Raw genomic sequence first — 23,038 nt, forward strand, 5'->3', positions numbered from 1 at the left:
TTCATCCGATGGAAGCCCGGGCCGTGGTGTGGCCGCGGGGCGGGCGACTAAGTTGATGGCCCGTGACCATGCTGGTGATGACGGGTACCGGGACCGGCGTCGGGAAGACGATCACCACGGCGGCGATCGCGGCCCTCGCGCTCGAACAGGGGCGGCGGGTGGCCGTGCTCAAGCCGGCGCAGACCGGGGTGGCCCCGGACGAGCCGGGTGACCTCGACGAGGTCGTGCGGCTGGCCGGTCCGGGGCTGACCACCCTCGAGCTGCGGCGCTACCCGGACCCGCTGTCCCCGGAGGCGGCCGCCCGCCGCAGCGGGCTGCCGCCGCTGGGGCCGGGCGAGATCGCGGCCGCGGCCGGCGGGCTGGACGCCGACCACGACCTGACCCTGGTGGAGGGCGCGGGCGGCCTGCTCGTCCGGTTCGACCCGCAGGGCAGCGGGCTGGCGGACGTGGCGTGGGCGCTCGGCGCGCCCGTGGTCATCGTCGCCGAGGCCGGCCTCGGCACGCTCAACGCCACCGCGCTGACCGCGGAGGTCGCGACGCGGCGCGGGCTGAACGTGGCCGGCGTCGTGATCGGGTCCTGGCCCGCCGTCCCGGATCTGGCGGCCGTCGAAAACCTGCGCGACCTGCCGGAAGCCGCGGGCGCGCCGTTGCTGGGGGTGCTGTCCGAGGGGCTGGGCGAGGCGAACCGCGATACCTTCGCCGAGCGGGTGCGCCACGAGCTGTCGCCGTGGTTCGGCGGCGAGTTCGACCCCGAGACGTTCGCGGGGAGCGTGTCCGCGCAGAAGTGACGGGTGTCGCAGCCTCGCCGCCGGGCGCTCAGGCACGATGACGGGTGAGAAGACCACCACGGACGAGGAGAAATCGTGACCGTTGCCCCCGGGAAGACCGACATCGGTGACGTGCTCGCCGTCGCGCGCGAGCAGGTCCTCGAGCGGGGCGTGGGGCTGTCGGAGGAGCAGGTGCTGGCCGTGCTGCGGCTGCCCGACGAGCGGCTCACCGACGCGCTGCAGCTCGCCCACGAGGTCCGCGTGCGCTGGTGCGGGCCCGAGGTGGAGGTCGAAGGCATCGTCAGCCTGAAGACCGGCGGCTGCCCCGAGGACTGCCACTTCTGCTCCCAGTCCGGGCGCTTCCCGTCGCCGGTGCGCTCGGCCTGGCTGGACGTGCCGGGCCTGGTCAAGGCCGCGCGCCAGACCCGCGAGACGGGCGCGACCGAGTTCTGCATCGTCGCCGCCGTGCGCGGCCCGGACCAGCGGCTGCTCTCGCAGGTCCGCGAGGGCGTGCAGGCAATCCGCGCGGACGGCAACGACATCCAGATCGCCTGCTCGCTCGGCATGCTCACCCAGGAGCAGGTCGACGAGCTGGTCGAGATGGGCGTGCACCGCTACAACCACAACCTCGAGACGGCGCGCTCGCACTTCCCGGACGTGGTCACCACGCACTCGTGGGAGGAGCGTTGGGACACCCTGCGGATGGTCGCCGAGGCGGGCATGGAGGTCTGCTGCGGCGGCATCATCGGCATGGGCGAGACGGTCGAGCAGCGGGCGGAGTTCGCCGTGCAGCTGGCGCAGCTGAGCCCGCACGAGGTGCCGATGAACTTCCTGATCCCGCAGCCCGGCACGCCGTACGAGCATTACGAGATCGTCGAGGGCAAGGACGCGCTGCGCACCGTCGCGGCGTTCCGGCTCGCGATGCCGCGCACGATGCTGCGCTTCGCCGGCGGCCGTGAGCTCACGCTCGGCGACCTCGGCGCGGAACAGGGCATGCTCGGCGGGGTCAACGCGATCATCGTCGGCAACTACCTGACCAACCTGGGCCGTCCGGCGAGCGCCGACCTGAAGATGCTCGACGAGCTGAAGATGCCGGTGAAGGCGCTCAGTGACAGCCTCTGACCAACCCGGCTACTGCGTCCACTGTGGACAGCCGTCGGCCGGGGGCCGTGACCACGAGGCCTGCCACAACCCGCGTACGGAGCTGGAGCCGCCGCGCTTCTGCGTGTTCTGCGCGCGGCGGCTGGTGGTGCAGGTGACCCCGGTGGGCTGGACGGCGAGGTGCAGCCGGCACGGCGAAACCGCCGGCGGCTGACCGCGGGTGACCTCCGGGCGGCGACCGGTTACGCTCGGTTCCGCACACGCGCAGGGGAGGGAGTCCGGGGTGGTTGATTCCGCGGGCAAGGCAGCACACCGGTCGTCCGCCGTGGCCGAGGCCTGGTCGGTTCCGGTGCTCTTCCCGCCGGACCGCCGGCGGCCCAGGGTCGTGGTGAAGGCGGACCTGCTGCCCGCCGTGAGCGTGCTTTCGACCGCCGGCCTGCTGGGCATCCCCCTCGGCTGGCTGTGGTCGCTGATGGCGCCACCGCAACGGGTGCGCGTGGTCACCGGCGACGGCCAGCTCGCCCCGCTGGAGCTGGAGAGCTGGCACCGCTTCGACGATCTGGCGATCTACGGCTTCCTTGCGCTCGCCACCGGGCTGTTGATCGGCATCGTCGCGTGGCTGATGCGTGAGCGCCGCGGCCCGGTGGTCTTCCTGGCCGCGGCCGGCGGGGCCACCCTCGCTGCCTGGCTGGGCACGCAGCTCGGGGCCGCGTTCGTGAACTCGAAGTACGCGGTGGACGCTGCCCCCGCGCTGGGCGCCGTGGTCGCGCAGGCGCCCCGGCTGGAGTCCGGCTGGGTGCTGGTGGTCGCGCCACTGATGACCTCGCTGGTGTACGCGATGCTGACCGCCTGGAACGGCCGGGAAGACCTGGGCCGCCGGCTCGGCTGAGAAGGGCTCGTGAGTGTTTATGACGGTGAGAACCGGCATGAACACTCACGAGCGGTTTGGTCAGTTCAGGTTGGCGGGCTTGGTGAAGTCGGCCAGCTCCGTGGGCGGCAGGGGCACCGCGCTGAGCGTGGACAGGAAGCCGGTCTCGCGGGTGAGCAGGCGGCAGACGATCCGCAGCCGGCGCAGCGGATGCGCCTCCTCCAGCAGCAGCTGGCGGTCCTCGACGGGCAGCAGGCAGTCCGCCGCCAGCTGGTAGGCCAGCTCGGCGATGTCGGCGTCGTCGGCGGGGGAGTGCCAGTCCTCGGCGTGCCAGGCCGCCTCGCAGTAACGCTGGTGCGCCGCGCGCGCGACCTCGCCGAGCCGGGCCGCGGTGTCGTTCGCGGCCGCCGGCACCACCTCGTCGGGCAGCCAGTCGACCTCGCCGATCAGGTACGGCGCCGAGGTGCCGTCGATCTCCCGCAGCCGGAAGCGCCGGCTGGCCGTGCTGACCACTTCGTACCGGCCGTCGGGCAGGCGCTTGGCTTCGCGCAGCACTGTGGCGCAGCCGATGCCGTACACGTGGTCCAGACCGGTGACCTCACGCACCAAGGGGGCACGCAGCGCGATCACGCCGAATTCGCGGTCGGGCACGGTCCCGCCGACCAGATCCGACACCAGCTGCCGGTAGCGCGGCTCGAAGATGTGCAGCGGCAGATGGGTGCCGGGGAGCAGCACGGTCTGCAACGGGAACAACGGCAGGGTCGCCGTCCCGCTGGGGTCCTGCTCCGGCTCGGTCACGCGTCCACCGTACGGGTACCCGGGCACGCTCGCAGTCCGTCACCGTTCGGACGGCGGCTTCAGCACTGCGAACGGGTCAGTCACCTGCATCCCTTTGCCAGCGAAGGAGAACTGCGCGGCGGGACGGCCACCGGCCCGTCCGGGTGAGGTCGTGTTCCCGGTCGGCACGAGCAGCCCGCGGCGGGAGAGCACGCGCTGCAGGTTCGTCGCGGAAACCTTGTAACCCAGGGCCGCGGAGTACAGCCCGCGCAGCTCGGAGACGGTGAATTCCTCGGGCGCCAGCGCGAAGCCGAGGTTGGTGTAGCTCAGCTTCGAGCGCAGCCGGTCCCGCGCGCGCAGCACGATCGCCTCGTGGTCGAAAGCGGTGCGCGGCAAGGCGTCCACGTCGTGCCACTCGGTGTCCTCGGGCACCGCGGGGTCGACGCCGGAGGGGACCAGGCCGAGGAACGCCGTCGCGACGACGCGCGGCCCCGGCACGCGGTCCGGCGCGCTGAACACCGAAAGCTGCTCCACGTGCTTGAGCTGGCGCACGTCGACCTTCTCCGCGAGCTGGCGCCGGATGGAGGTCTCCACGTCCTCGTCCGGGCGCAGCCGGCCGCCCGGCAGGGACCAGCGGCCGAGGTGCGGGTCGAGCGCCCGGCGCCAGAGCAGCACCCGCAGTGTGTCCGAGCGCACTTGAAGGACCGCGCCCAGAACCTCGTGGGCGAGGGGGGTCCGGGTGTTAATATGACTTCGCACGGTTTTCGATTATAAGGCGAAAACCCGCCATCGGTCCACAGGAGGGCCAGACATGAGTATTACGGTTGAAGCAGACCTCACGCCTTACGGCGGGGTCGAGGCGAACGCCGAGTGGGCCGAGGAGGTGCGCGCGCTCGCCCGCAAACGCGACGCGGTGCTGCTGGCGCACAACTACCAGGTTCCGGAGATCCAGGACATCGCGGACTTCACCGGCGACTCCCTGGCGCTGAGCCGCATCGCGGCGAGCAGCGACGCCGCCACGATCGTCTTCTGCGGCGTGCATTTCATGGCCGAGACGGCGAAGATCCTGGCCCCGGGCAAGACGGTGCTGATCCCCGACGCGCGGGCCGGCTGCTCGCTCGCGGACTCCATCACCGGCGCGCAGCTGCGCGAGTGGAAGGCCGAGCACCCGGGCGCGGTGGTCGTCTCGTACGTGAACACCACGGCCGAGGTCAAGGCCGAGACCGACATCTGCTGCACGTCCTCGAACGCGGTCGACGTGGTCGCCTCCATCCCGGCTGACCAGGAGGTTCTCTTCCTGCCGGACCAGTTCCTCGGCGCGCACGTCAAGCGCGTGACCGGCCGGGAGAACATGCGCATCTGGGCCGGGGAGTGCCACGTGCACGCCGGGATCAACGGCGCCGAGCTGGCCGAGCGGGCCGCGGAGAACCCGGACGCCGACCTGTTCATCCACCCCGAATGCGGCTGCGCGACCTCGGCGCTCTACCTCGCCGGGGAGGGCGCGGTGGCGCCGGAGCGGGTGAAGATCCTCTCCACCGGCGACATGGTGCACGCCGCGCGCGACACCAAGGCCAAGTCGGTCCTGGTGGCCACCGAGATCGGCATGATCCACCAGCTGCGCAAGGCCGCGCCGGAGATCGATTTCCGCGCGGTGAACGAGCGGGCCTCGTGCCGGTACATGAAGATGATCACCCCCGCGGCGCTGCTGCGGAGCCTGCGGGACGGCGCGGACGAGGTGCACGTGGACCTCGAAACGGCGGCGAAGGCGCGCGCCTCGGTGCAGCGGATGATCGAAATCGGCAAGCCCGGCGGCGGCGAATGACCACGCCGGTTAATGCTTCGCAGACGAAAACCCCCGTCTGGGAGGCTCGCGCGGACCTGGTCGTGGTCGGCAGCGGGGTGGCCGGGCTGACCGCCGCGCTGCGGGCTCGCGAGCTCGGGCTGCACGTCCTCGTGGTCACCAAGGCCGCGGTCGCGGACGGCAACACGCGCTGGGCGCAGGGCGGCGTCGCGGTGGTCCTGGAGGGCGAGCACGACCTGGGCGACTCCGTCGCGAAGCACGCCGAGGACACCTTCACCGCGGGCGCGGGCCTGTGCGACGAGGACGCCGTGCGCGCGATCCTCGACGGTGGCCCGGCCGCGGTCGCGCGGCTGCGCCGTGGTGGCGCGACGTTCGACGCCGGCACCGAGGGCCTGGCGCGGGCCCGAGAGGGCGGGCACAGCGCGTTCCGCGTGATCCACGCGGGCGGCGACGCCACCGGCGCGGAGGTCGAGCGCACGCTCGTCGCGCAGGCGGGCACCCAGCGCGTGCCGGTGCTGGAGCACTTCATCGCGGTCGACGCGCTGCGCACCCCGGCGGGCGAGGTGGCCGGGGTGACGGTGCTGGACCGCGACGGCGTGCCCGGCGTGGTGCGGGCGTCCGCCGTGCTGCTGGCCAGCGGCGGGTTCGGGCAGCTGTACCAAGCGACGTCGAACCCGGAGATCGCGACCGCGGACGGGCTGGCGCTCGCGCTGCGGGCCGGCGCGACCGTGGCCGACGTCGAGTTCGTGCAGTTCCACCCGACGGTGCTCTACACCCCGGGCGCGCGCGGCCGGTGCCCGCTGGTCACCGAGGCCGTCCGTGGTGAGGGCGCGACCCTGGTCGACGGCGCGGGCGCGTCGGTGATGCACGGCGTGCACCCGCTGGGCGACCTGGCCCCGCGTGACGTCGTCTCGGCGGCGATCACCCGGCGGATGCTGCTCGCGCCGGGTGGGGTCGACGACCACGTTTTCCTTGATGCCACTGGCGTTCCCGGCTTCGCGAAGCGGTTCCCGACCGTCTTCGGGGCGTGCGCGGCGCTCGGCATCGACCCGGCCGTGGACGCGATCCCGGTGACCCCCGCGGCGCACTTCTCGTGCGGCGGCGTGGTGACCACTGTGGACGGACGGTCCACCGTGCGCGGCCTGTACGCCGCGGGCGAGGTGGCCCGCACTGGCCTGCACGGCGCGAACCGCCTGGCGTCCAACAGCCTGCTCGAAGGGCTGGTCGTCGGGCACCGGGTGGCCGAGGCCGTGGCCGCGGACCTCGCGGCCGGCCTGCTGCCCGACCCGAGCCGCGGGCGGCTGCCCGAACGCGTGGTCGCGCCGGCCGCGGACCGTGACGCGCTGCAGCGCGTGATGAGCCGGTACGCCGCCATCGGCCGGGACGCCGACGGACTGGCCGCCGCCGGGTCGGTACTGGACCTGTCTACGACGGACAGTCCGCTGTGGACGCACACGGCGGTCGAGGACGCCGCGCTCACCTTGGCGGCGCAGGCTTTGCTCACCGCGGCGGCCCGCCGCACCGAGTCGCGCGGCTGTCACGTGCGAACCGATTTCCCCGAGCGGGACGAGCGGAGCTGGCGGCGCAGCCAACGGCTCCGGCTCAGCCTGTCCGGCCAGCCGGTGCTGGCCGAGAAGATCTCCCTGGAAGGTGTGGCATGAGCGAGCTTTCCGAATTCTCGCCGGCGACCGAGCGCGCGCTGGCCGAAGCCGGGCTGGAGCAGGCCGACGTCCGTCGCGTCGTCACCACGGCGCTGGGCGAGGACCTGCGGTACGGCCCGGACGCGACCACGGCGGCCACAGTGCCGGCCGACACGCGGGCGCTGGCCGAGCTGACCCCGCGGGTCCCGGGCGTGGTCGCCGGGATTCCCGTGGTGCTGGCCGTTTTCGACGCCGTGCTGGGCGAGGACTACGAGGTGGTTTCGCACCGGGCGGGCGGCGAGCGGCTGGCTGCGGGGGAGCCCGCGCTGGTCGTCCGCGGCCCGGTGCGCGGGCTGCTCACGGCGGAGCGCACGGCTCTGAACCTGCTGTGCCACCTGTCTGGTGTCGCCACGGCGACCGCCGCGTGGGTGTCCGAAGTGGACGGAACCGGCGCGGCGATCCGCGACTCCCGCAAGACTCTGCCGGGGCTGCGGCTGCTGCAGAAGTACGCGGTCCGCTGCGGCGGCGGGGTCAACCACCGGCTCGGGCTGGGTGACGCGGTGCTGATCAAGGACAACCACGTCGTCGCGGCCGGTTCCGTCACCGCCGCGCTGGCGCTCGCCCGGGAGCACGCGCCGGAGCTGGCGTGCGAGGTCGAGGTCGACGACCTGGCGCAGCTGGACGAGGCCCTCGCCGCGCACGCGGACGAGGTGCTGCTGGACAACTTCACCCCGGACGAGTGCGCGAAAGCGGTTGAGCGACGGGACCAGGTTTCGCCGAAGACGCGGCTGGAATCCTCTGGTGGCTTGACCCTCGACCGTGGTAGGGCCTACGCCGAGTCCGGTGTGGACTACCTGTCGGTGGGCGGTTTGACGCACTCGTCGCCCGCGCTGGACCTCGGGATGGACCTGCGCTGACGCCTGTTCCCGCGGCGCCCTCTCCACTAGAATCTCGTTGTCGGACATCGAGATCTCCGGGGGAGGGTGCCGCGGTGAGGGTGCCAGCTGTTGTCGCCGTGGGCGGCCTCGTGGCGCTGGGCCTGCCGGTCGTCGCGGCCGGGCCCGCGGATGCCCTGGCGCAGTGCGCCAACCCGTCCGGCACGTACACCGGCGCGGTGCCCTGGGGCCAGCGACTGGTCGACCCGCAGCGGCTCTGGCCGCTCTCGCGCGGAGACGGTCAGCTGGTCGCGGTGATCGGCACCGGCGTCGACGGGCAGAACGCGCAATTCGCGCCCGGGCAGGTGCTGGGCGGTTCGGGGGCGGCGCCGTCGGACTGCGACGGCCGCGGCACGATCGCCGCCGGGATCGTCGGCGCGCAGCCGGACGACGCGACGACGTTCACCGGCGTCGCGCCCGGCGCGAAGATACTTCCCTTGCGCTACACCGAAAGCAACGGCTCGTCGGCCGAAGGCGGTGGCGACCCGGGCGCGCTGGCCGGCGCCATCGGCACGGCCCTGGACCGCGGCGCGACGGTGCTGCTGATCGCCGTCCCGGCCGGCTCCGACAGCCCGGCCCTCGACGCGGCGGTGGACCGCGCACGGGCCGGCGGCGCGGTGGTCGTCTCCCCGGCGGCCGCCACACAGCAGGGCGCGCACTCGTATCCGACAGCGTCTTCCGGGGTGCTCGCGGTCGGCTCGACCAACCAGGCGGGCCAGCCGGTGCAGACCGAATCCGGGGACTACCTGGGCATCGCCGCGCCGGGCGCGAACCTGGTGAGCACGTCGGCGGGCGGGGGCGGCGCGGTCGCGCATCGCTGGCCCGTCACGGATCCCGGCCTGGCCGCGGCGTACGTGGCCGGGGTCGCGGCGCTGGTGCGCGCGGCCCACCCGAACCTCACCGGCGACCAGGTCGTCACCCGGCTGACGCTGACCGCGTCCCGCCCGCCGTCCGGCGCGCACGATCCGCACCGCGGCTGGGGTGTGGTGGACGCGTACGCGGCGGTTTCGTCCACGCTGCCCGCCGATGTGCTGGGGCCTGGCGTTCAGGTCCGCCCGGCGTCGATGCCCGCGGTGGTCCCGGCCGCCGCGGCCGCTCGTCCGGCCACCGACTTGGCCGCGGGGGTGATCGCGCTGGGCGGAGTCGTGGCCGCCGCCGCGGCGGGCCTCGCGGTCGCCGCGATCCGGCGGGGGAAACGGCGCTCCTGGCGCCCGTCTCGTAAATACTCGTGAGTGTTCATGCCGGTTAGAACCGTCATGAACACTCACGAGGGGTTACCCGGCTGAGGGAGACGGCATGGCACGGCAGGGACGAGTACTGGTGATCGGGCTCGACCCGGCCCGGCTGGAGGAGTGGGATCCCGCGCCGGTGCAGGCGGCGATCGTGCGGGGCAACGCCCGGTTCGAGGCGTACGGCATCCAGGCCGACGTCTGCCTGGTGGTCCTCGACGAGGATCCCGAAGCGACGATCGAAGCGGCGCTGGACGGCGGCGACTACGCCTGCGTGGTGATCGGCGGCGGCATCCGGGGCTACGAGCCGTTGCTGGAACTGTTCGAGAAGGTGGTCAACCTGGTCCGGCAGCACGCGCCGAACGCGGCCATCGCCTTCAACACCAGCCCCGAAGACAGCGCCGACGCCGCGTTGCGCTGGCTGCGCTAGCCGATCTCGATACTCAGCCGATCTCGATACAGCGGGTGGAGCCGACGATCGCGACTCCCTCGCCGCTGCGCGCCACGTGCACGGTGAAGTCCGCGCCGTCGCGGCTGAACCGGGCGATCAGCTCCAGTGCGTTGCTGCGGTCGTGGGCCGACCAGCCCGCGGCCTCCAGCATCGGCAGCACGGCCTCGGCCAGCCGCCGTTCGCCGGAGGCGCACTGCTCGAGGCGCACGCCGTACTGCCAGCACACGAGGTGGCCGGGCTCGGCCGGGTCGCAGTCCAGTTCGCCCTCGACGGTGCGGACGGCACCCTCGCCGAACGCGCGGGCGACGCTGTTGATCACGGCCGTCAGGTCGACGGCCAGGTCGTCCAGTCCCTGGGTGATCACGGCAGGACTCCCTCCGGCGCCGGGGCCACGGGCGCGGGCGTGAGGTGCCCGCCCGTGAGCACCCCGTAGATGTTCTCCCACGAGTCCGAACCCGGCTTGAGCACGCCGCTGTGCGCCGACAGGCCCCACTGCGTGTCACCCGCCGCGTCCTGCCCGGTGGCGAGATCGGTGACACCCGGGAAGGTGTCCGGGTCGGCGCCGTGGCCGATGCCCGTCCACTCCGCGCCCCACGCGTTGCCCTGCGCGATCACGATCGGGTCGAGCGGCGCGGTCATCGAGTAGCGCTGCACGCCGGCCTGGCTGGCCGGCAGGTCGGCCGGGCTCCACACGCCGTGGCCCATGCCCGCCGACTCCACGTGCAGCACCCGGTCGACGGCGAGGCCCTGCTGGTCGGCGAGCCCGACGGTGGCGCCGCCGTAGCTGTGGCCGATCGCGGTGATGGTCGCGTCGCCGCCGGTCTGGGCGTTGACCTGGCCGCGCAGCTCGTCGCCGAACGACTTGAGGCCGGGCGCCATGGTCTGCGCGTAACTCGCGTCCGGGCCTTGGGTGACGGCGTTCTGCGGGAACACGCCGTCGGCCCAGACGACCATCGCCGTCCGGCCGGACGGGTCGGCGGCGACCAGGCTCTGGCCGAGGTCGGCGTAACTCTGGAAGTTGTCCATCCGCGTGTTCACGCCGGGCACGAACAGCCCGACGTTGCGGGTGCCCGGCTCGATGTTCCCGACCAGCTCGGCGATCCGCCCGTTCCCGGCCGGGTCGAACCGCAGGATCTGCCGGTTGTTGGCCAGGATGTCCTGGTACAGCGCGATCTTGCGCTGCGAGGCGGAGATGGCGCCGGCGTCCGTGCCGGCGGCCTGGAGCTGCTTGAGATGGTCCTGCTCGGCGGTGAGCGCGTCGGACACCTTGGTGCGGTTGGCGGCGATCTCGTTCGCCCACGTGCCGCTCGCGGCAGCCCCGGCGGGCGTGGTGCCCGCCTTCGGCAGCGGGTCCTCCGGCATCAGCGCGCGGTACATCGCGGCCACCTGCTCGTCGGCCCGGCGGTAGCCCGCGGCGGCCGCGGTCAGTCCATTTTGGAGCGTCTGGGCGCGCTTGACTTGTTCGTCGAGCTTCTGGCCCAGCTCGCTCATCGTCTTCGTGAACGTCGTCGCCGCGGCGGCCGAGGCGGAAACCTGACCGAACGCGGTGGCGGTCACCTTCTCGCCCGCCACGGCTTTCTGCGCCGTGGCGATCGCGCCCGCGCGAGTGCCGAGTTCGGCCGCCGCCGCGTCGAGTTTTGCCGGGGCGACCCGGTAACCCCCGGCCGTGCCAACAGAAGTCACCGAGCCGTCCTCCCCATCAGTACGCTTCCGGCTCTTCGCCGATCACCGACGGAGCCACCGGGGCCTGCTGGCCCCAGACGTTCTCCGTCTCCACCAGCCAGGCCGGGATCCGCCGGCCGGAGCCGAGGTCCCCGCCCGCGCCCATGCCGCCCATCGGCATCATGGGCATCATCGGCATCGCGCTCTTGGCCGCCGCGCCCGCGGCCCCGGCCGCGCCGCCCGCGAGTCCACTGAGGACGTTCGACGAGCCGCCGTCGCCGGCCAGCCCGGAGTGCGCCGCGGGGGCGTCGCCGGGACCGGTGAGACCGCCGCCGGTGGGCACGCCGCCGCCGAGGGAAGGGGCGTCGCCTCCGCCGACCGGGACCCCGCCCCCGGTGCCGCCCGCGGTGCCCGCGCCGCCGCCGAGCTTGGTGCCGGGCGGCTCTTCCTTCTTGTCGTCCGGGCTCTTGCCGTTCGCCCAGCCCGGGACCTTCGGCATGATCGAGCCGAACCGGCCGAACGCGGCGGCCGAGGCCGCGGCGAGGCCGGCGGTGAACATGTCGCCGAACAGCGGGCTGCCCGAAGCGGCCGGCGGTGTGGTGCCGGGCGCGACCGGCGGCGTGGTGCCGTCGACCGGCAGCGGGTGCGTGCCGACCGGGGTGCCGACGACCGGGGCCGTCCCGGTCAGGGTGTTGCCGGCGACGCCACCGCCCGAGGCCCCGCCACCCGCGGCGGGCGGCTGCGGCGGGGTGGCCGCGTTCGGCGACACGGGGATCGAGTCCTCGGCGGCCGTGTAGTTCGTGGCCAGCTGGCTCATCACGACGATCGCCTTGGCGTGCGCGGAGCCCGCGGCGTTCGCGGCCTGCTGCTGCGCCTCGACGTTCGAGATGGCCTGCTGCCGCTGCTGGGCCGCGGCGATCATGGTGGCCTGCGAGGAGTCCGGCGGCAGCAGCGGCGGGTTCACCGCGAGCGCGACGTCGGTGGGCGAGACGTCCGGCACCGAGACCGGCGGCGGCATCTCCGTCTTGGCCTTGACGAGTGCTTCCGACGCGTCTTCGAGCATGTGCTGCATGCCCTGCGCGGTCTGCGCCACCTTCCGGATGCCGCCGACCAGGTCGGTGATCATCGTCTGGTACTTCTCCGCCGCGCCGCCGGTCCACGAGCCGGAGAAGTCCGACAGCTCCTTGGACAGGTTCTCGGCCTGCTCGTGCAGCCCGATCGCGGTGGAGTTCCACTGGTCGGCGGCGGCCTGGGCGCTGCTCGGGTCGCCGGCCTGGAGCATCGCGTACAGCTGCTGGTGCGTGTACGCGGCGAAGTCGGTGTGGGCGGTGTCCGTCATCCCTTAGTCCCCCCGGGGTTCGCGTTGCCGCCACCGCCGAGGCCCAGCAGCGACAGCAGCGGATCCAGCAGCCCGGTCTCCTGGCCCGACTGGCCCAGGTCGCCGGCCACGTTCTGGTCGGCCTGCTCGTATCCGTCGGCGACGGTGGTGGTCACGTCCTGCGCGAAGGTGATCGCGCCGCGGACCTGGTCCAGGAGCCCCTGCATCTCGGCGACGGCCGCGTGGTGCGCCTCGACCAGCGAAGCGGCCTCGCCGAACTCCCCGAACAGCAGCGGGTGGTCGCCGAGGGTGAGCAGGAAGTCGTTCGGCTTGGACATCGCGTGGATCTGGGTCTCCAGCTCCCGCACGAAGTCCTTCAGTGATTGCAGATGCACGTAGTACGACTGGTCGGGCATCGTTCTCCAGACCCTCTCGTGGGGGTGCGGGCGGTGGTAGAGACCGGAAAAGCCGGCCGGCCGGTGCGAGCGGGGGGTTTCTCGCACCGGCCGGCCGACGTGGGGAGCGCCCTCAGCCCGCGAACAGGCCCTGGTTGCGGTTCTCCAGCTGGGACTGGAGGTCGTGGGCGTCGCCCACCTTCCCGCCGAACTGCGCGATGATCGCGACGATGTCGGCGGTGGCCTGCCGCAGCCGGGTCTCCGACTGGCGGGCGGCCTCACCGGCGGAGCTGCCGGAGGCGTACCAGGTCGAGGTGATCGGCTGCAGGTTCTGGTGCAGCTGCTCGAGCTGTGAGGTCAGTGCCTTGGCCTTGGCGGCCAGCGACGCCGAGCTGTACTGCAGCGCGGCGAAGTTGATTTCGACGACGTCAGCCATCTTCTCGTGTCCTCTCGGCTCAAAGGTTGAGTCGAGGGATGACATTGCCCTCGACGCTGTGGCTGACGCTCTGGAAGCTCTGGTGCACGTCCGAGTCGCCGCTGTTGTAGTTCGTGTGGCTCGTGTGGACCAGCTGGGACATGGTGTCCAGCTCACGGACCGCGGAGGTCATCTTCTCCTGGAGCCGGCGCTGCAGGTCCCAGAACGCGACGGCCTGGTCACCCTTGTAGTTGCGCAGCGTTTCGGTCAGCTCCGACTCCAAGCTGGCCATGGTGGTCTTGGCGTTGGACGCCGTCTCCTCGAAGCCCTGGACGGCGCGCGTCATGGCAGCTGAATCTGCCTGGAATCCCGGACTGGACATCGGCGGGCCACCTCCTTCCCTCTCGCGGAAAAATCCCGGTGCGCGGCAGGTTTTCCTCCCCGCGCGTTGTGAATGTCACGCTAGAAAACGAGGGGTCGCGGTCAAACGGCACAACTGCCGGTCGCGTTGACGGCACTATTACCCACAAGGGCCCGGAGTAGGGCTGTCCCCACCGCGGGGCCGGGGGCGTTCTCCAGTGCCCCGCGGCGCGTTCGGCGGGACGCTCGAACCCATGACTTCCTGGGGAAACACGCTTGACCGGGCGCGTGCGCTGCACCGTCCGCTGATGGTGCTGGCGGGTGCGATGGCGGTGCTGCTCGTCGCCTCGGCGTTCGGGCTGCTGGTCGATGATCGCACGCTCGTCAACGCGCCGATTTGGGCGAAACCGTTCAAGTTCGCGGTTTCGGTGGGGCTGTACGCGGTGACGCTGGCGTGGCTGCTGTCGCTGCTGAACCGCGGGCGGCGGGTGGGCTGGTGGCTGGGCACGGTGTTCGCCGTCGGCATCGGCGCCGACATGACCATGCTGGTGTGGCAGGTGGTCTTCCGCGGCCGCACGCTGCACTTCAACCAGGCGACGGCGGCGGACCGGGCGATCAACAACTACGTGGCGACCGGCGCGTTCACCGCCTGGGGCATGACCGCGGCGGTGGTGGTGCTGCTGATGTTCCAGAAGCTGCCGGACCGCGCGCTGGCGTCGTCGCTGCGCTGGGGGACGGCGCTGGCGACCGTCGGGCTCGGGCTGGCCCTGCTGATGTTCTCGCCCACTCCCGCGCAGCAGGCGGTGTGGGCGGCGGGCGGCAAGCCGGCGACGGTCGGGGGCCACACGGTGGGGCTGGCCGACGGCGGGCCGGGGCTGCCGTTGCTGGGCTGGAGCACGGTCGGGGGCGACCTGCGCATCCCGCATTTCGTGGGCATCCACGCGATCCAGGCGCTGCCGTTGCTCGCGCTCGGGCTGGCGGCGCTGGCCCGGCGGTACCCGGTGCTGTCGTCCGATGTGGTGCGCCGCCGGCTCGTGTGGACGGGAGCGGCCGGGTACGCCGGGCTGATCGCGCTGGTGACCTGGCAGGCGTTGCGCGGCCAGTCGATCGTCCGGCCCGATTTCTGGACGCTGGCCGCCGCCGCGGGGCTGATCGCGGTGGTCGGGGCGGGCGTCGTGCTGTCCCTGCGGTCACGAAAGGTGTTCGCTCTGACGGAATTCTGAGAAAACTCGGCTAGGCATGCGGCCATGGTGTATCCGCAAGGACTGCTGGACGCGCTCGCCCGGGAACCGGGGAAGCCCGCCTTCGAACACGGGCCGCGGGTGGTCACCCGGGGCGAGACGCTGGAGCTGATCGGCCGCTTAACCGTGGCGTTGCGCGGGGCGGGGCTGGGGCCGGGCGACGGCGTCGGCATCGCGACCGGCGTGACCCCCGAGGGGTGGGCCGCGCAGGTCGCGGCCCAGGTGCTCGGCTGCCGCGCGGTCGGGGTCCGCCCGGGATTGCCGGCGGCGCACCTACGGGCGGTCGTCGCGGATCTGGCCGCGGTGGTCGTCGACGAGCAGGGCGAGACGCCGGAACTGCGCGCGGCCGCGACGGGCGCCAAGATCTTGCCGATCGGCCCGTCGCTGCCGGCGTACGAGGACCCGGTGCCGCAGGGTCGGCCCGAGGACATCGGCTGGGTCGTGTTCACCAGTGGCAGCACGGGTGTGCCGAAGGGCGTGGCGTTCAGCTTCGCGGCGTTGGGGGCGCGCGGGCCGGAGTACCGCGGCCCGGCGGACTGGAGCGCCGGCGACGCGTACCGGCGGTTCCTGCTGTTCGGCACGCTGACCAGCGCGGTGATGGTGATGCACCTGGAGGCCTGCCTGCTCGCCGGCGGCACGGCCGTGATCCCGGTGGCGCTGCCGGACTTCCCGTGGGTGCTGCCGCGGCTCGACATCACGGCCGCGCTGATGACCGTGCCCCGGCTGTACCAGGTGCTCGACGTGCTGCGCGGCGAGGACGTCGACCTGTCCGCGCTGCGGGCGCTGACCGTCGCGGGCTCGCCGGTGACGCCGGGGCTGATGGCGGAGGCGTTCGAGCGGATCGGCCCTGGCCTGCAGCAGGGGTACGGGCAGACGGAGACCGGGAAGCTGACGATCCTGACCGCCGAGGACATCGCGCGGCACCCGTCGGCGCTGGGCTCGGTGGGACGGCCGCTGGGGCTGGTTTCCGTTGAGGTACGGGAGGATTCCGAGGTTTACGTGCGGACGCCGACCGCGTTCGCGGGCTACTGGAACAACCCGGACCTGACGGCTACGGTGCTGCGCGACGGCTGGGTCCGCACCCAGGACGTCGGCCGCCTGGACGCCGACGGCTTCCTGCACCTGACCGGGCGGGCGCGCGACGTGGTGATCGTCAACGCGATCATCCATTACGTGGGGCCGATCGAGCGCGCGCTCGCTTCCGGTGCGGGCGTGGACCAGGCGTACGTGGTGGGGGCGCCGGACGAGCGGACGGGGGAGGCGATGCACGCGTTTGTGGTCGCGTCGCCGGGTGGTTCGCCGGACTTCGGGGAGTTGCGGGCGTTGGTCGCGGCGGAGCTAGGGGAGGCGGCGGTGCCTTCGACGTTCCGGGTGATCGATTCGGTGCCGGTTGCGGCTTCGGGGAAGCCGGACAAGGCGGCGTTGCTTCTGTTGCTGTGATTCAGAATTCTGTGTTTATTCGGTACTGTGCGCGCAGCTCGCGCATGTCGGCGATGTCGTGGGGCCGGGGTTCGTAGCCGCGGTGGAAGTAGAGCTGCTGGGCGACGGAGATGCAGGGCACGGGCGTGCCCGCGATCGTGCCGGTGACAAAACAGGCGGCGGGGTAAGCGAAAGTCCCGCCGTGGTCGTCGGCGGCTTGGGTGGCGGAGCCGTCGGGGGCGAAGTGGAGTGGGTGCAGGTCCAGCTCGGCGCCGTCCTCGCGGGTGAGGACGAAGCGCACGGGGCGGGCGTTCTCGGTCTCGCGGAAGTCGTGGAGTGCTTGGAGCACCTGGGTTTCCTGCCCGGCGCGGTGCAGCAGGTCGAGGTCGCGGTGCTCGCGGGTCTGGCGGCCCAGCAGGGCGTCGATGCCCCAGCCGCCGGCGAGGCAGACGTCGAGATCTTGCGTGCGCAGGCGGTCGAGGATCTCCAGCACGGTGGCGGCGGGCATCGGCATGGTGTCAAGTAAACCGCCCGCCGCACGGGAAGGCGTGCGGCGGGCGGTTTGCCTGTGTCCGGTCAGACCCCGGCGGTGGAGGAGATCCAGTCGCGGCTGGCGGCGACGCTGGCGTAGTTCTGCGTGCCGTTCTTGTCGCTGCCGGAGTTCTCGCCCGTGGAGCAGACGCCGACCTGCACGCCGTTGTCCAGCTGGGGCCCGCCCGAGTCGCCGTGCCACGACGAGCCGCTGACGCCCTTGCTGGCGATCGCGGTGCCGTTGAAGGCGTCGGTGCCGCTGCCGGTGACCTGGACGTCGGCGGTCTTCAGCGTGTCCGAGGGCGGGCTGTTGCCCTCGGTGCGGCCCCAGCCGTAGATCTGGTTGGTGGCGCCCGTTTGCGGGTCGCCGGTGCCCAGCTTCATGAACGTGGTGTCCACAGAGGACGCCAGGTGCAGCAGCGCGATGTCCCCATTGGGCGAGGCCTTCTGCTGGTCCACGGCGACCTCGGTGCCCTTGCCGAGCGCGACGTCGCCCACCTTGACGTGCATGCCCGGCTGGTTCAGGCAGTGCTGCGCGGTGAGCACCCACTGCGGCGCGATGATCGTGCCGGAGCACTCGAACCCGCCGAAGTCGGTGGAGTCGTTCCAGAAGATCTGCGCACCCCACGGCGCGGAGCTGACGGTCGTGCCGCCGATGATGTTCGTCCCGGCGGTCCCGGCACTCGCCGTCCCCGCCGACACGATGCTCAGCGCCGCGGCCGCCCCCGCCGCAACCGCTACCGCCTTCGACAAACGCATGAAATCCCCTTGGCTCAACGGAAATCGTCCCGGTCGAAACGATTTCACCAACGTAGGAGAGGGGATGGTGATTTTGTAACCTACCGAAGTCGGGTCTGGGGGCGAAGTCCGTTGTAGGCCATTTGGAGTAAGGACTCGTGAGTGGCTATGACGGTTCTAACCGTTATGAACACTCACGAGTCCTGCGTGGCGCGGGGAGGGGTCCCGGGGAGGCCGGGTTAGTGTCCGGGCCATGCTGCGATCCTCGGTTTTCCTCGGCTGCGCCCTGCTTCTCGCCTCCGGCGGCATCGCGGCGGCGAGCCCGGCCGCCCCTCCCTCACTCGACGGCTGGCGGCTGACCCTCCCAGTGGGGTCGGACGGCGCCGAAGTCCTCAACCCAGCCGAACTCGACCCGCCCTACCTCACCCGCGCCGCCGACGGCAGCCTCGCCTTCTGGGCCCCGACGTCCGGTGCGACGACCAGCCACTCGGGCAGCCCGCGTACGGAGCTGATCGACAACGCCGGCTTTGCTTCCGGCACGGGCGGTGTGCACACCCTGGCCGCCACCGTGACCGTCGAGCAGGTGCCGAAGACCAGTAAAACCATTATCCTGGGCCAGATCCACGGCGATCAGGACCGCAACTCCGACCCGTACACGATGCTGTACTACTCCGACGGCACTGTGCATGTGAAGGTGAACCAGCAGCTCTCCGCGGGTAGCAACTATCTCGACTACCCGTTGCTCACGGATGTCGGCTTGGGGGAGGTGTTCAGCTACACGATCACTGATCGGGGCGACGGCCGCCTGCGTTTTACCGCCACTCGGGACGGGTCCACTGAGGAGAAGACCGCGCCTGTTCCTTCGGCTTGGTCTGGCGAAGACGTTCGTTTCCAGACCGGTGACTATGAGCAGCTCAAGGGGGATCCGGAAGACGGGGATGGGGGACGGGTCAGCTTCTCGGCTCTGACGGCTTCCTGAGGAACGTTCCGGTTGAGCCGTAGTCTTGTGGCATGTTCTTCAGACGGCGTCGCACAGAGCCTCGATCGGTGGAAGAGGTGCCGCGCAGCGGGCGGTCGATCAGGGTCATGGTGGACTGGAGTTCCCACCCGTTGTGGATCTTCGACCCTTACTCGGAACTGACGGATTACAACTACGATCCCGCTTCGCCGGAGTTGGGGCTGAGTGCGGACCTGGCCCGTGACCTCACGGCGTGGCAGAACGAGTGGGACGCCACCCGGAACTACGACGACCCGCCCTCGTCCGCGTTCCCTTCGGACGAGGCCGAACGCCGCTTCGACGAGCGAGGCTGGGAACTGGCCCGGCGCGTCCGGCAGGAAGTCAACGATGAGTGGGACGTGACCTACTTCGGCTACCTCTCCCACACCGAGGTCGAGGTCACCTGAACACCCCCGCTCAGTCCTCCGGTTTGGTCCAAGCCACCTGAACCAGCCCAGTCCCACCCCGACGTGACACCAACGTCCCCCGCCCAGGCGGCTGGGGCGAAGGCTTCACCTCACCCATCAAAGCCCCTTCCTCCTTGGCCCCCGACATCACCAGCCCCGGCGACCCCAGCTCACGGATCCGTTGCAGCACCGGCTCGAACAACGCCCGCCCCGCACCGCCGGACGACCGGGCGATCACCAGGTGCAGACCGATGTCCCGGGCCTGCGGCAGGAACTCCAGCAACGGCAGCAAGGGATTCCGCCCCACCGCCGCCACCAGCTCGTAGTCATCGACCAGCACGTACAGATCCGGCCCACGCCACCAAGAACGGCTCCGCAGCTGCTCAGGCGTCACCGAAGGACCAGGCAGACGGTTACGCATCGCCGTCGCGCATTGGTCCACCAGATCCGTCAGCTGGTTCTCCGCGCCCGCGTAGCCCAGCAGGTGCGGTTCGTCCACCACACCAAGCAAAGCGCGGCGATAATCCGCTACCAGGATCAGGGCTTCCTCGGGTGTAAAAGCACCGGAGATGCCCGTCGCGATTGCGCGTAGCAAGGAGCTCTTGCCCGATTCGACGTCGCCGAAGGCCACGAAGTGGGGATCTGTAGCGAAGTCCAGGTGGACCGGGCGCAGGTTCGACTCCGCGATGCCCAGCGTGATCTGACGGCCAGGCGCAGCCGGCAACGCGTCCAGCGCCACTTCCGAAGGCAGCAGCCGCACCTGGGGAGCGCGGGCGCCAGGCCAGGCAGCAGTTACGCGGCGGACCAGGTCCAACCCGCCGGCGCCGATGGTGTCCGGGCGCTGATCGCCGTCGACGCGGGGGAGGGCGGCCAGGAAGTGCAGCTTGTCCGCCGTCAGGCCGCGGCCGGGGCGGTCCGCGGGCACGTTCTGGGCCACCTTGCGGTCGATCGACGAGTCCGCGGGGTCGCCCAGACGCAGTTCGAAGCGGGTGCCGATCGCGTCGCGCAGTTGGGCTCGGGCGCCGATCCACTGGTTCAGCGTGATGAGCACGTGGATGCCGAAACCCAGCCCGCGCGTGGCCAAGCCGGTGATCTGCTCCTCCAGCTGCTCGTACTCCTGCCGGATCGTGGTCCAGTTGTCCACGAACAGGAACACGTCGCCGAACTCGCGGCCCTCGGTGCTTTCGGTGAACTCCGCGCGCCGCTGGCGAAACGTGGCCATCGACTCGATTCCGTTGGCCGCGAAGAACTCCTCGCGCTGTTCCAGCAACGTCGTCAGCTCCGCCACCACGCGACGGCAGCGTTGCGCGTCACGGCGGGTCGCGTAACCCGAGACGTGCGGCAGGCCCGCGATCGGGGCCAGCGCGCCACCGCCCATGTCCAGCACGAACAGCTGCACCTCGGCCGGCGTGTGCGTGAGCGCCAGCATCGCCGCGATGTCCTTCAGCAGTGTCGACTTGCCGCTTTGCGGTGCGCCGACGATCACCGCGTGCCCGGCCCCACCGGCGAAATCGGCCCACAGCATGTCGCGGCGCTGCTCGAACGGCTTGTCCACCAGCGCCACCGGGATCATCAGCTTCCCGTTGCCGCCCCAGCCGAGCGGGCACAGGCCGCGCTCCGGATCGTCGCCCAGCGGCGGCAGCAGCTGGTCCAAGGTGGGTGGCTCGGACAATGGCGGCAGCCAGATCTGGTGCGCCTCCGGACCGCGGCCCTCCAGCCGCGACAGCATCGCGCCGATGATCGTCTCGCCGGTGCCCGCCTCCGGAGCCGCGACCGCCGGCTGCGCCGAGACCGGAACCTCCACCGGCGTAAGCAGAAACGGCAGCACCCCCAGCTGCTGACCGTCCTCGCGCACGATCCGGCTGCGCGGCGGCAGCTCGCCCGAGACGTACGCGGCCTTGAGCCGGATCAGCGTGTCGTTGTCGGACTTCAGGTACGCCGAGCCCGGCACCGGCGGCAGGTGGTAGGCGTCGGCGACCCCGAGCACCGCCCGGCTCTCCGACGCGGAGAACGTCCGCAGCCCGATCCGGTACGACAGGTGCGAGTCGAGCCCGCGCAGCCGCCCCTCCTCCAGCCGTTGCGAAGCCAGCAGCAGGTGGATGCCCAGCGAACGCCCGAGCCGCCCGATCGCGACGAACAGGTCGATGAACTCCGGCCGCGACGAGAGCAGCTCGGAGAACTCGTCGATGATCACCAGCAGCGAGGGCAGCGGCCGCAGCGCCACGCCGTCCGCGCGCGCCTTCTCGTAGTCGCGCACCGACGCGTAGTTCCCCGCCGAGTGCAGGAGTTCCTGACGCCGCAGCAGTTCGCCGTTCAGCGCGTCCGCCATGCGGTCGACCAGCGCGAGGTCGTCGGACAGGTTCGTGATCACCGCGCAGGTGTGCGGCAGGCCGGTCATGCCGGCGAACGTCGCGCCGCCCTTGAAGTCGATCAGCGCCAGGTTCAGCTTCTCCGACGAGTGCGTGACCGCGAGCGCCGTGACGAGGGTGCGCAGCAGCTCGCTCTTGCCCGAGCCGGTCGCGCCGATGACCAGCCCGTGCGGGCCCATGCCGCCCTCGGCCGACTCCTTGAGGTCCAGGTCCACCGGCCGCCCCTCGGGGTTCACGCCCAGCGGGATCCGCAGCCGGTCGCGGGCCGCGCGCGGCGCCCACGTGACGGTGGTGTCGGTGTCTCGCGGGTCGCCGATGCCGAGCAGCCCGGCCAGCCCGAACGTCGCCGACATCGGCGTCTCGCTGACCACGGTCGCCCCTTGGTACAGCGGGGTCAGCATCCGGGAGAGCGCTTCGGCCGCGCCGCGGTCGAGCTGGTCCGGCGTGCCGAGGAAGCCCAGCCGCGCCTCGGTGCCGCCGTCGAGCACGACCATGCCCAGCTGGTCCGCCCCGACGTGCAGGCTCAGCAGGTGGTCGTTCGACGCGGCCCGCGGCTGCTCGCCGCCGACCTCCAGCACGGTGATCCCCAGCCGGCCCTCCTCGGCCAGCAGCCGCGGCTCGCCGTAGGTGCCGCCGCCGTCGACCACGAGCACGATGTGCGGCAGCTCGGGAGTGGTGCCCGGACGGCGGGTGAACGCGGGACGGTCGCCCAGGTCCGGCCCCAGCAGCCCGGCCAGCTCAGCGGCCTCCGAGGCGACGAGCCGGCGCGGCCCGGTCGCGTCGGCCTGCGCGGGGGCGGTGGCGTGCGGCAGCCACTTCGCCCAGTCCCAGTCGTGGGTCCGCTCCGGGTGCACGCAGAACGCGACGCGCAGGTCGGCGGGGGAGTGGAAGGTCACCAGCTGCGCCAGCAGCGCGCGCACCTGGCCGAGCACGTCCGGGCGCCGCCCGGAAAGCGTGGCCGCCGCGTACGACCGCAGCTGCAGCGAGACCGGCAGGCCCTCCACAGTGGAGTAGGTCCGGATGAAGTGCTTGAGGTTGGTCGACGAGACCGGGTCCAGGTCCTCCAGCGGCACGGTCTGGGGCGCGCGCAGCGGCGCCGCCAGCGGTTGCGGCCCGGTGGCCGCGCGCACCAGCGCGAAATGCCGGTCGCTGCGGCGGCGGTCCCAGTGCTGCCCGGTCTCCACGTACGCCCACAGGTCCGCCGGGTCCGGCTGCTGCGCGATCAGCGTCGCGCGCTGCATGTCGGCGATCGTGCGCACCCGGGTGCGCAGGCCGGCGAGGTAACGCTGGTAGTCGCGGCGCTCCTCGTTGATCTGCGCCTTCTTCGCCATCCCGCCGCGGCCCAGCGACATGACCACCATGCCGCCCATCGCGGTGATGAACAGCGCGCCGAAGATCCAGGTCATCACCCCGCCGTCGCGTCCGATGTAGACGAACGACATCGCGCCCATGCCGAGCATCATCGGCAGGAACATCATGAGCTGCATCAACCCGCCCGAGCCGCTCTTGGGCAGCATCGGCGGGGACTGCAGCATGATCTCCCCGGGCTGCTCGCCGAGCAGGTCGAGGCGGTCACGGGTCGGGCTCATGCCCCGTATTTTGGCCACCATTCACGGC

General features: G+C 71.9%; 24 protein-coding genes. 13 read left to right on the forward strand and 11 right to left on the reverse strand.

The genetic code is table 11. The annotated features are described in order from the left end of the window. Positions 1-68 precede the first annotated feature (68 nt). From bioD to OG371_RS28575, 4 genes are all read left to right on the forward strand, one after another. Positions 69-788 (forward strand): dethiobiotin synthase, encoded by a 720-nt coding sequence (bioD, locus tag OG371_RS28560; protein ID WP_329073286.1) that lies wholly within the window; start codon positions 69-71, stop codon positions 786-788. Positions 789-863: 75 nt separating this feature from the next. Then, entirely contained in the window at positions 864-1,889 is a 1,026-nt protein-coding gene (gene bioB, locus OG371_RS28565) for a biotin synthase BioB (protein WP_329058323.1), read from the forward strand. Then, the gene (bsaP, locus tag OG371_RS28570; protein ID WP_329058325.1) at positions 1,876-2,082 is read left to right on the forward strand and encodes a biotin synthase auxiliary protein BsaP; all 207 of its coding nucleotides are present in this window, start codon (positions 1,876-1,878) and stop codon (positions 2,080-2,082) included. Before bioB ends, bsaP begins: the two co-directional genes overlap by 14 nt. A 69-nt stretch (positions 2,083-2,151) precedes the next feature. Further along, complete coding sequence (locus OG371_RS28575; RefSeq protein ID WP_329058327.1) at positions 2,152-2,757, forward strand: DUF2567 domain-containing protein; 606 nt, start codon at positions 2,152-2,154, stop codon at positions 2,755-2,757. A gap of 60 nt (positions 2,758-2,817) precedes the next feature. Here OG371_RS28575 and OG371_RS28580 read toward each other — a convergent pair whose 3' ends face one another. Beyond that, positions 2,818-3,534, reverse strand: a complete 717-nt coding sequence (locus OG371_RS28580; protein ID WP_329058328.1) for an LON peptidase substrate-binding domain-containing protein — start codon at positions 3,532-3,534, stop codon at positions 2,818-2,820. A gap of 39 nt (positions 3,535-3,573) precedes the next feature. Beyond that, a complete protein-coding gene (locus OG371_RS28585; protein ID WP_329058330.1) occupies positions 3,574-4,209 on the reverse strand; it encodes an NUDIX hydrolase in 636 nt (211 codons plus the stop codon). 115 nt (positions 4,210-4,324) lie between these two features. Here OG371_RS28585 and nadA point away from each other — a divergent pair, with 115 nt between their 5' ends. The 5 genes from nadA (at position 4,325) to OG371_RS28610 (ending at position 9,548) form a co-directional block, all read left to right on the forward strand. After that, positions 4,325-5,335 (forward strand): quinolinate synthase NadA, encoded by a 1,011-nt coding sequence (gene nadA / locus OG371_RS28590; RefSeq protein ID WP_329058331.1) that lies wholly within the window; start codon positions 4,325-4,327, stop codon positions 5,333-5,335. Then, the gene (locus tag OG371_RS28595; RefSeq protein WP_329058332.1) at positions 5,332-6,975 is read left to right on the forward strand and encodes an L-aspartate oxidase; all 1,644 of its coding nucleotides are present in this window, start codon (positions 5,332-5,334) and stop codon (positions 6,973-6,975) included. Before nadA ends, OG371_RS28595 begins: the two co-directional genes overlap by 4 nt. Next, complete coding sequence (gene nadC / locus OG371_RS28600) at positions 6,972-7,871, forward strand: carboxylating nicotinate-nucleotide diphosphorylase (RefSeq protein WP_329058334.1); 900 nt, start codon at positions 6,972-6,974, stop codon at positions 7,869-7,871. The genes OG371_RS28595 and nadC overlap by 4 nt, the downstream gene beginning before the upstream one ends. A 74-nt stretch (positions 7,872-7,945) precedes the next feature. Then, entirely contained in the window at positions 7,946-9,121 is a 1,176-nt protein-coding gene (locus OG371_RS28605) for a S8 family serine peptidase (RefSeq protein ID WP_329058336.1), read from the forward strand. Between the two features lie 64 nt (positions 9,122-9,185). Beyond that, the gene (locus tag OG371_RS28610; RefSeq protein ID WP_329058337.1) at positions 9,186-9,548 is read left to right on the forward strand and encodes a hypothetical protein; all 363 of its coding nucleotides are present in this window, start codon (positions 9,186-9,188) and stop codon (positions 9,546-9,548) included. Between the two features lie 13 nt (positions 9,549-9,561). Here the strand turns inward: OG371_RS28610 and OG371_RS28615 are convergent, their stop codons facing one another. The 6 genes from OG371_RS28615 to OG371_RS28640 form a co-directional block, all read right to left on the reverse strand. Next, positions 9,562-9,933: a hypothetical protein gene (locus OG371_RS28615; protein ID WP_329058339.1), complete on the reverse strand. Its 372-nt coding sequence runs from the start codon at positions 9,931-9,933 to the stop codon at positions 9,562-9,564. Further along, positions 9,930-11,252 (reverse strand): alpha/beta hydrolase, encoded by a 1,323-nt coding sequence (locus OG371_RS28620; RefSeq protein WP_329058340.1) that lies wholly within the window; start codon positions 11,250-11,252, stop codon positions 9,930-9,932. Before OG371_RS28620 ends, OG371_RS28615 begins: the two co-directional genes overlap by 4 nt. A 16-nt stretch (positions 11,253-11,268) precedes the next feature. Then, complete coding sequence (locus OG371_RS28625; protein ID WP_329058341.1) at positions 11,269-12,570, reverse strand: WXG100 family type VII secretion target; 1,302 nt, start codon at positions 12,568-12,570, stop codon at positions 11,269-11,271. After that, positions 12,567-12,965 (reverse strand): hypothetical protein, encoded by a 399-nt coding sequence (locus OG371_RS28630; protein ID WP_329058342.1) that lies wholly within the window; start codon positions 12,963-12,965, stop codon positions 12,567-12,569. Before OG371_RS28630 ends, OG371_RS28625 begins: the two co-directional genes overlap by 4 nt. 112 nt (positions 12,966-13,077) lie before the next feature. After that, positions 13,078-13,380 (reverse strand): hypothetical protein, encoded by a 303-nt coding sequence (locus OG371_RS28635; RefSeq protein ID WP_091617569.1) that lies wholly within the window; start codon positions 13,378-13,380, stop codon positions 13,078-13,080. Positions 13,381-13,399: 19 nt separating this feature from the next. Then, the gene (locus OG371_RS28640; RefSeq protein ID WP_329058343.1) at positions 13,400-13,741 is read right to left on the reverse strand and encodes a WXG100 family type VII secretion target; all 342 of its coding nucleotides are present in this window, start codon (positions 13,739-13,741) and stop codon (positions 13,400-13,402) included. 232 nt (positions 13,742-13,973) lie between these two features. Between OG371_RS28640 and OG371_RS28645 the strand changes: the two genes are divergently transcribed. Next, complete coding sequence (locus tag OG371_RS28645) at positions 13,974-14,942, forward strand: hypothetical protein (RefSeq protein WP_329058345.1); 969 nt, start codon at positions 13,974-13,976, stop codon at positions 14,940-14,942. A 24-nt stretch (positions 14,943-14,966) separates the two neighbouring features. Then, positions 14,967-16,400, forward strand: coding sequence for a class I adenylate-forming enzyme family protein (locus OG371_RS28650; protein ID WP_329058347.1), 1,434 nt, complete (start codon positions 14,967-14,969; stop codon positions 16,398-16,400). 1 nt (position 16,401) lies between these two features. On the opposite strand, the gene OG371_RS28655 is transcribed toward OG371_RS28650, so the two are convergent. Together OG371_RS28655 and OG371_RS28660 are read right to left on the reverse strand one after the other, a co-directional pair. Continuing rightward, positions 16,402-16,893, reverse strand: a complete 492-nt coding sequence (locus OG371_RS28655; RefSeq protein WP_329058349.1) for a nucleotidyltransferase domain-containing protein — start codon at positions 16,891-16,893, stop codon at positions 16,402-16,404. Between the two features lie 62 nt (positions 16,894-16,955). Further along, positions 16,956-17,669: a S1 family peptidase gene (locus OG371_RS28660; protein ID WP_329058351.1), complete on the reverse strand. Its 714-nt coding sequence runs from the start codon at positions 17,667-17,669 to the stop codon at positions 16,956-16,958. Between the two features lie 232 nt (positions 17,670-17,901). Between OG371_RS28660 and OG371_RS28665 the strand changes: the two genes are divergently transcribed. Both OG371_RS28665 and OG371_RS28670 read left to right on the forward strand, forming a co-directional pair. Then, positions 17,902-18,627 carry a polysaccharide lyase family 7 protein gene (locus OG371_RS28665; RefSeq protein WP_329058353.1) on the forward strand — a complete coding sequence of 242 codons (726 nt, stop codon included), beginning with the start codon at positions 17,902-17,904 and terminating at the stop codon, positions 18,625-18,627. A gap of 68 nt (positions 18,628-18,695) precedes the next feature. Beyond that, a complete protein-coding gene (locus OG371_RS28670; RefSeq protein WP_329058355.1) occupies positions 18,696-19,052 on the forward strand; it encodes a hypothetical protein in 357 nt (118 codons plus the stop codon). 10 nt (positions 19,053-19,062) lie between these two features. Here OG371_RS28670 and eccCa read toward each other — a convergent pair whose 3' ends face one another. Continuing rightward, entirely contained in the window at positions 19,063-23,010 is a 3,948-nt protein-coding gene (gene eccCa / locus OG371_RS28675) for a type VII secretion protein EccCa (RefSeq protein WP_329058356.1), read from the reverse strand. Positions 23,011-23,038: the final 28 nt, after the last annotated feature.

Source organism: Amycolatopsis sp. NBC_01480 (assembly GCF_036227205.1).
GTDB lineage: Bacteria > Actinomycetota > Actinomycetes > Mycobacteriales > Pseudonocardiaceae > Amycolatopsis.